The following is a 6,878-nucleotide window of genomic DNA, read 5'->3' as shown; positions in this document are numbered from 1 at the left end:
CAGCAATTCACCGAGTGGTATAACCATGAGCACCGGCACAGCGCCCTTCGCTACGTCACGCCGAGCCAGCGTCATAACGACGAGGCCAAAGGCATCCTGGCGCAGCGCCGGGAGGTCTTCGAGTCGGCGAAGCAACGTCCCCGGAGCGCTGGTCGGGTGACATCCGGAAACTCAGCCTGCCAGAGGTAGTGCACCTGAATCCCGAGACGGACCCGGTGCCGCAAGCAGCAGGGTTTTAAAGAACCGGAACCATTTCATGTGCCAACTATGTTGACAGACTCCGAGTCCGCCAGGCCGCCATCGTAGCGCCCCTTGAGGGGGCGGCCGTATGGCGAGCCATTCCTCGCGATACGGTTCTCGACGCACGGCCCAGATGAGTGGCAATGGCCCGGACCGAGTGCGTGGCTTGCATCATCATAGTAGCGAGTCGAGTTTCGGCAGTGAGGTGGCTGTAGCAAATGATCATGGCAATACCATGATGGGTTATGTGTTGCACTTGGTCATTGAGATCACCGATGATAGTTTAGATCCGAATCATTTGGCGTCATATTCTCCAACAAAGTATTATGCAAAGTAAGGCTAGTCGAAATGAAAAAAGCATTAATTACTGGTGTTACCGGTCAAGATGGATCTTATTTGGCTGAGTTTCTTCTCGAAAAGGGCTATGAAGTTCACGGGTTAAAGCGTCGAAGCTCTCTTTTTAATACTCAGCGTATAGACCACATTTATGAAGACCCCCACGTTGATAACCAGGCATTTATTCTTCATTATGGCGACTTGACGGACTCAACCAACCTAATTCGTATCATTCAGGAGGTCCATCCGGATGAGGTCTATAACCTTGGTGCCCAGTCTCACGTTGCTGTGTCATTCGAGTCGCCTGAGTACACCGCCGATGTGGATGCTTTGGGAGCACTACGCCTGTTAGAGGCTATTCGGATTTGTGGTCTTGAGAAGAAAGTTCGTTTTTATCAGGCTTCTACATCAGAACTGTATGGCTTGGTTCAAGAAACCCCACAAAAAGAAACCACGCCTTTTTATCCGCGCTCCCCTTATGCTGTAGCTAAGCTTTATGCTTACTGGATCACAGTGAACTACCGTGAAGCGTATGGCATGTATGCCTGTAATGGCATTCTTTTCAATCATGAAAGCCCCCGGCGAGGGGAAACCTTTGTTACCCGCAAGATAACCCGTGGTTTTACTAATATTGCTCAGGGTCTTGAAGACTGCATTTACATGGGTAACATGGATGCACTTCGCGATTGGGGCCATGCTAAGGACTATGTGCGCATGCAGTGGATGATGCTGCAACAAGACAAGCCTGAAGATTTTGTGATTGCTACTGGAAAGCAGTATTCGGTGCGTCAGTTCATTGAGTGGACGGCCCATGAATTAGGAATCACCTTGAAGTTTGAAGGGAAAGGCATCGATGAAGTGGCAATTGTAGAGGCAGTGGAAGGGGATAAAGCCCCTGCCGTCAGCGTGGGGGATTTGCTTGTCCGTGTTGATCCGCGTTACTTCCGCCCCGCGGAAGTAGAAACGTTGCTGGGCGATCCTTCTTACGCTAAAAAGCAGCTGGGTTGGGAGCCGGAAATTTCCACGCAAGATATGTGTGCCGAAATGGTGGCTGAGGATTTGAAAGTCGCTCAGCGTCATGCGCTTCTCAAGGAACATGGCCATCATATACCCGTATCCGCGGAGTGAGTAAAGGCATGCGCATTTTATTAACGGGTGGCTCCGGTATGGTTGGTCGAAACCTTCTGGGCCATGCTTCTGCAAGAGAGTCTGAGATACTGGCACCTCGCAGTCGAGAATTAAACTTGCTCGATAGAGAGGCTGTCGCGGAATATATTCGAGAGCATAAGCCAGACTTACTAATTCATGCTGCAGGTCGTGTCGGTGGCATCCAAGCTAACATGGCTGATCCGGTCGGCTTTTTAGTGGAAAATACCCAAATGGGTGTCCATGTCATCAATGAAGCCTACCGGGCAGGTATAAGCCACTGCATCAACCTGGCAAGTTCATGCGTATACCCGCGCAACGCCCCTAACCCTTTAAGCGAAGATCAGATATTGACGGGAGAGCTTGAGCCGACAAATGAAGGCTATGCTCTTGCCAAGATAACCGCTATGCGCTTATGTCAATACATTTCACAGATCAGTGAAAATACGCATTATACAACGCTCATTCCCTGCAATTTGTATGGTCGTTACGACAAATTTGATCCTGCCAATTCGCACATGATTCCTGCGGTGATCCGAAAAATTCATGAAGCCCTCGTGTCAAACGCATCTAGTGTCGAAATCTGGGGGGATGGAGAAGCTCGGCGTGAGTTTATGTACATTGAGGATCTAGCTGATTGTGTCTTTTCCGTTGTCGAAAAAATGCGCATTGGGGATGAAGTGCCTGCCGTGATGAATGTTGGGATTGGGCGTGATTATACCATCAATGAATATTATCAGGCTGTGGCAAGCGTTATCGGGTTCGAAGGTGAGTTTGTACATGATTTGTCCAAGCCGGTAGGTATGCGTCAAAAATTGATTGATAGTACGAAGATAAACCAGCTTGGATGGATGCCTAGTACTGAGCTTCCAGCGGGTATTGAAAAGACATATCGCTTTTTTTTAGAGGAAGTTACTAATGGCTAAATATTCCCTTGCTTCCAGCACATGGGATCAGCATGAGTTAGACGCTATCCAGCGCGTGGTTGACTCTGACATGTATAGCATGGGGGCAAATGTCGCTGAGTACGAGCGTCAATTTGCCAGTTTTTTTGGGGCTAAATATGCCGTCATGACAAGTTCTGGCTCAACGGCTAACTTGTTGATGATTGCCGCTCTTTTTTTTACCAAACTACCACGCCTGCAGCGTGGAGATGAGGTGATTGTGCCAGTAGTATCTTGGTCAACCACCTACTTTCCCCTTCAGCAATACGGTCTCAAAGTAAAGTTTGTTGATATTGATCCCGAGACTCTCAATATTGACTTGGGTAAGCTCGAGGCGGCCATTACAGATAAAACAAAAGCTATTCTATTAGTTAATCTACTCGGAAACCCTAACGATTTTTATGCTATCCAAAAGATGGTGGCAGGAAAGGATGTCGTGGTGCTCGAGGATAATTGTGAATCCATGGGTGCCGAGTTTGGTTCCAATAAAACCGGTACGTTTGGGTTGATGGGCACGTTTAGTTCATTTTTCTCTCATCATATTGCCACGATGGAAGGTGGCTGTGTAATTACAGACGATGAAGAGCTTTACCACATACTTCTTTGCATTCGAGCGCATGGGTGGACCCGCAACTTACCCAAGGACAATCAGGTGACGGGTAAGAAAAGCGATGATCCCTTTGAAGAATCGTTCAAGTTTGTGTTGCCTGGCTACAATGTTAGACCGCTTGAAATGAGCGGCGCGATTGGTATTGAACAGCTTAAAAAATTGCCTGGTTTTATTGAGCAGCGGCGTCGTAACGCCACGTTTTTTAATGAACTTTTTGATGGCCATCCTCACCTGAATATTCAAAAAGAAGTTGGTGAGAGCAGTTGGTTTGGCTTCTCTTTAGTTGTCAAAGAGAATGCACCGTTTAGTCGGCAAGAACTGGTGGCAGCACTGCGTGAGGCCGAGATTGAGTGCCGCCCAATCGTTACAGGTAATTTTCTTAAAAATGAAGACGTACTGAAGTTTTTTGATTATGAGGTTTCTGGAGAGATCGAGGCTGGGGATTATATTGACCAGCACGGCCTTTTTGTTGGTAATCATCAAGTTCCATTGGAAGATGAGATCCGACATTTGAAATCTGTTGTTGAAGAACTAGGCGCTAGGGGCTGAATGTTTTGTCTGTAAAGTATAAGAGAACTTCATATGTGTCTGATGAACAGTTTCTGCAGATAGTCGACATTACCCCATTAGCCTCGCTTGACCTAGTGGTGTTACACAACGATCAGGTTTTGCTGGGAGAGAGGTTGAACCGCCCTGCGCAGGGCTATTGGTTTGTTCCGGGCGGTCGCATCCGTAAAGGTGAGCGCTTCACTGATGCGTTTCAGCGCCTGGTGATGGCTGAACTAGGACGCGCAATGCAGTATAATGATACCCAGCATCTGGGTGTGTACGAACACTTCTACAGCGACAGTGCGTTTGGTCCAACGGCTTCTACGCATTATATCGCCATTGGCCTGTTGGTCGAGCTGTCTATATCTATTGATGAATTACCCCAGGATCAGCATGCCCGTTTTTCTTGGTGGTCTATCTATCAGGCTCTTGAATCTCTGGATGTTCATCCGTACACCAAAGATTATCTTCGCTCTCTTACTGAATGTGGCAACTAAACCATGATTTATCCTGTAGTGATGGCAGGGGGCACTGGGTCAAGGTTGTGGCCCATGTCCCGTGAGCTATATCCTAAACAATTTTTAAGTTTGGTAGGAAAGAAAACGCTCCTGCAAGAAACACTTAAGCGCCTAAACGGCATAGACACCGCATCGCCTGTGCTAATTTGTAATGAAGATCACCGTTTTCTGGCTGCCGAGCAGTTGCGTCAGATTGGGCTTCTGGATCATAATATCATTCTGGAGCCAGTGGGTCGCAATACGGCACCGGCTATTGCGTTGGCCGCCCAAACGGCCTTGGAGTCTGACGCTGATGCGCTCTTGCTGGTCTTGGCGGCTGACCATGCCGTCGCCGATGCTGAGGCCTTTCGGGCAGCGGTGCGCCAGGCAGAGCCCTTTGCTGAAGCTGGTGAACTGGTTACTTTTGGTATTGTACCCACCCATGCGGAGACTGGTTATGGCTATATCCGCCGTGGTGAGGCCGTAGATACTTTGTTCAAGGTGGCTCAGTTCGTCGAGAAGCCTAATAGTGTCACAGCGAACGATTATGTGGCGAGTGGCGGATATTACTGGAACAGCGGCATGTTCCTTTTCCGTGCTGACCGTTACCTGGAAGAGCTGAAGGCTTATCGGCCGGATATCTTCGAGGCATGTCAGTCTGCCATGAAGACAATCCAATCGGACCTGGACTTTATTCGCGTCGATGCTGATGCGTTTGAACAGTGCCCTTCGGAATCGGTTGATTACGCGGTGATGGAAAAAACTAGCCGCGCTCTGGTGATGCCTTTGGATGCTGGATGGAATGATGTCGGATCTTGGTCGGCCCTTTGGGAGCTGGGTGAGAAAGATGAATACGGTAACGTCTGTAAAGGGGATGTAATCCACCACCAGACTGAAAACACCTATGTACTCGCTGAGAATGCCTTAGTAACCACGGTGGGCGTGAAAGACCTCGTGATTGTCCAGACCAAAGATGCTGTTCTGGTCGCTGACATACATCAAGTACAGGACGTCAAACGCATTGTGGGTGAACTCAAGTCGCAAGGCAGGGAGGAATGCCGGCTGCATCGTGAAGTCTATCGGCCCTGGGGCAAGTATGATTCCATTGACAACGGTAAGCGCTATCAGGTTAAGCGCATCACGGTCAAGCCAGGAGAAAAGCTTTCTGTCCAGATGCACCACCACCGGGCTGAACATTGGGTTGTGGTCTCCGGTACTGCAAATGTTACGATAAACGATAAGACGCAAATGCTCACCGAGAACCAGTCAATCTACATTTCGGTGGGTAGCGTTCACGCGCTGGAAAACCCTGGCAAGATTCCGCTGGAGCTCATTGAAGTACAGAGCGGTCCTTATCTGGGTGAAGATGATGTCGTGCGTTTTGATGATCGGTATGGTCGTTGCTGAGTATCCTAGTTATTTAGTCCCGGAGTGTAATGGTCCATTGTACGAGGAGCATCGATGGCTCAAGTAATTTATCAGCGCGCCATGAATGATTGCTCTATTTGGCGCGCTGATTGACCTTTACTCACGTGTCGGGTCCCGTGTGATTGACCACTTGCTTGGTAAATAACTCAGGACGCTTGGTCTGCCATTCCTTCATCACCGCAATGGGTGATTGATGGTGCAGCGCCTTCTGCGGGATGTGGTGATTGTACAGCCACGTGTAGCGTTTCAGCGTCTGCTCCAGGTCCTCGCCTGAGGTATAGCGCCGAGTCGCCAGCACGTCGCTGATGCGGCCGTTGAAGCGTTCCACCATGCCGTTCGTCTGCGGCTTTCCCGGCTTGATCAGGCGGTGTTCGATAGCATGGGCCTGGCACTCCTGATCGAAGGGATGGTGGCCGCTGGGCGCGCGCTCACCCGCCCGCGTGAAGCGATCGGTGAAGCATTTGGCATTATCCGTCAGCACTATCCGAATCTTGAACGGTGCCTTTTCTTCCACCTGCTGCATGAACGCCCGCGCATCCTTCGCGGACTGACTGCACCTGACCTCCAGATAGACCCAGCGCGTGGCGCGATCGATGGCGACGTACAGGTAGCGTTTCTGCTGCTCGTTGGGCATCTGAGGCAAGTGCTTGATGTCGATGTGCACATATCCCGGTGCGTAGTCCTTGAAGGGCTTGTGCCGGGGCTTCTCGTCATCTCCGGCGTCCTGCCGAGCCAGTTCCGCTAGTGTCGGCACCTCGCGCCGCTTGAGCATGCGATGCAGGCCGGAGCGAGACAACCGGGGGGTCAGGAACTCACGCGCCACGACGAGGAGATCATCCAGGCCGAGGCGAAGGAATTCGCGAGCCGCAACCAGCACCTCCTCCTGCTCGGGCGTGATCGTGGCCAGCAGGTTGTGACGCGTGTGCGGTCGGTCATGGACACCGTCACGGTACCGCCAGCGCCGGATGGTCGCGGGGGAGACGCCATACTGGCGGGCCAGATCGCTATCCGTGATGCTGGAGGGCGCGGCCTGGATCTCGGCCCGGATCTTCGGTGTTGTCGTTGCTTGCTTGCCCTATGCGTCAACGTAGTTGTCACCTAAACGGATTGAGAGGTGATCAACGTGCG

Annotated in this window: 7 protein-coding genes and 1 pseudogene; 6 read left to right on the top strand and 2 right to left on the bottom strand. The window is 50.6% G+C overall.

The annotated features are described in order from the left end of the window. Positions 1–189 (top strand): annotated as a pseudogene (locus SCI24_RS20145) (hypothetical protein); the annotation flags it as partial. A 76-nt stretch (positions 190–265) separates the two neighbouring features. Here the strand turns inward: SCI24_RS20145 and SCI24_RS20140 are convergent. Further along, positions 266–466: a helix-turn-helix domain-containing protein gene (locus tag SCI24_RS20140; RefSeq protein ID WP_318727075.1), complete on the bottom strand. Its 201-nt coding sequence runs from the start codon at positions 464–466 to the stop codon at positions 266–268. A gap of 122 nt (positions 467–588) precedes the next feature. On the opposite strand from SCI24_RS20140, the gene gmd reads away from it, so the two are divergent. Genes gmd through SCI24_RS20115 form a run of 5 tightly spaced genes read left to right on the top strand, consistent with a single transcriptional unit; the run spans position 589 to position 5,729 of the window. Then, positions 589–1,704, top strand: a complete 1,116-nt coding sequence (gene gmd / locus SCI24_RS20135; protein ID WP_318727074.1) for a GDP-mannose 4,6-dehydratase — start codon at positions 589–591, stop codon at positions 1,702–1,704. A gap of 8 nt (positions 1,705–1,712) precedes the next feature. Further along, positions 1,713–2,648: a GDP-L-fucose synthase gene (locus SCI24_RS20130; protein WP_318727073.1), complete on the top strand. Its 936-nt coding sequence runs from the start codon at positions 1,713–1,715 to the stop codon at positions 2,646–2,648. Further along, on the top strand, positions 2,641–3,825 hold the full coding sequence (locus SCI24_RS20125) for a DegT/DnrJ/EryC1/StrS family aminotransferase (protein ID WP_318727072.1): 1,185 nt from the start codon (positions 2,641–2,643) through the stop codon (positions 3,823–3,825). Before SCI24_RS20130 ends, SCI24_RS20125 begins: the two co-directional genes overlap by 8 nt. A 35-nt stretch (positions 3,826–3,860) precedes the next feature. Then, positions 3,861–4,322 carry a GDP-mannose mannosyl hydrolase gene (locus SCI24_RS20120; protein WP_318727071.1) on the top strand — a complete coding sequence of 154 codons (462 nt, stop codon included), beginning with the start codon at positions 3,861–3,863 and terminating at the stop codon, positions 4,320–4,322. 3 nt (positions 4,323–4,325) lie between these two features. Further along, positions 4,326–5,729, top strand: coding sequence for a mannose-1-phosphate guanylyltransferase/mannose-6-phosphate isomerase (locus tag SCI24_RS20115; RefSeq protein WP_318727070.1), 1,404 nt, complete (start codon positions 4,326–4,328; stop codon positions 5,727–5,729). A 121-nt stretch (positions 5,730–5,850) separates the two neighbouring features. Here the strand turns inward: SCI24_RS20115 and SCI24_RS20110 are convergent, their stop codons facing one another. Further along, a complete protein-coding gene (locus SCI24_RS20110; protein WP_318727076.1) occupies positions 5,851–6,798 on the bottom strand; it encodes an IS481 family transposase in 948 nt (315 codons plus the stop codon). Between the last annotated feature and the right edge of the window lie 80 nt (positions 6,799–6,878).

Origin of the sequence: Halomonas sp. (assembly GCF_033549285.1) — a bacterium.
GTDB lineage: Bacteria > Pseudomonadota > Gammaproteobacteria > Pseudomonadales > Halomonadaceae > Halomonas.
Note: the sequence above shows the minus strand (reverse complement) of the source record. Positions and strands in the feature narration are given on the sequence as shown.

Excerpts from the sequence above, each read along its gene's own strand:
- SCI24_RS20140 (WP_318727075.1), bottom strand. The coding sequence starts at position 466 with ATGATCATTTGCTACAGCCACCTCACTGCCGAAACTCGACTCGCTACT.
- SCI24_RS20130 (WP_318727073.1), top strand. The coding sequence starts at position 1,713 with ATGCGCATTTTATTAACGGGTGGCTCCGGTATGGTTGGTCGAAACCTT.
- SCI24_RS20115 (WP_318727070.1), top strand. The coding sequence starts at position 4,326 with ATGATTTATCCTGTAGTGATGGCAGGGGGCACTGGGTCAAGGTTGTGG.
- SCI24_RS20125 (WP_318727072.1), top strand. The coding sequence starts at position 2,641 with ATGGCTAAATATTCCCTTGCTTCCAGCACATGGGATCAGCATGAGTTA.
- gmd (WP_318727074.1), top strand. The coding sequence starts at position 589 with ATGAAAAAAGCATTAATTACTGGTGTTACCGGTCAAGATGGATCTTAT.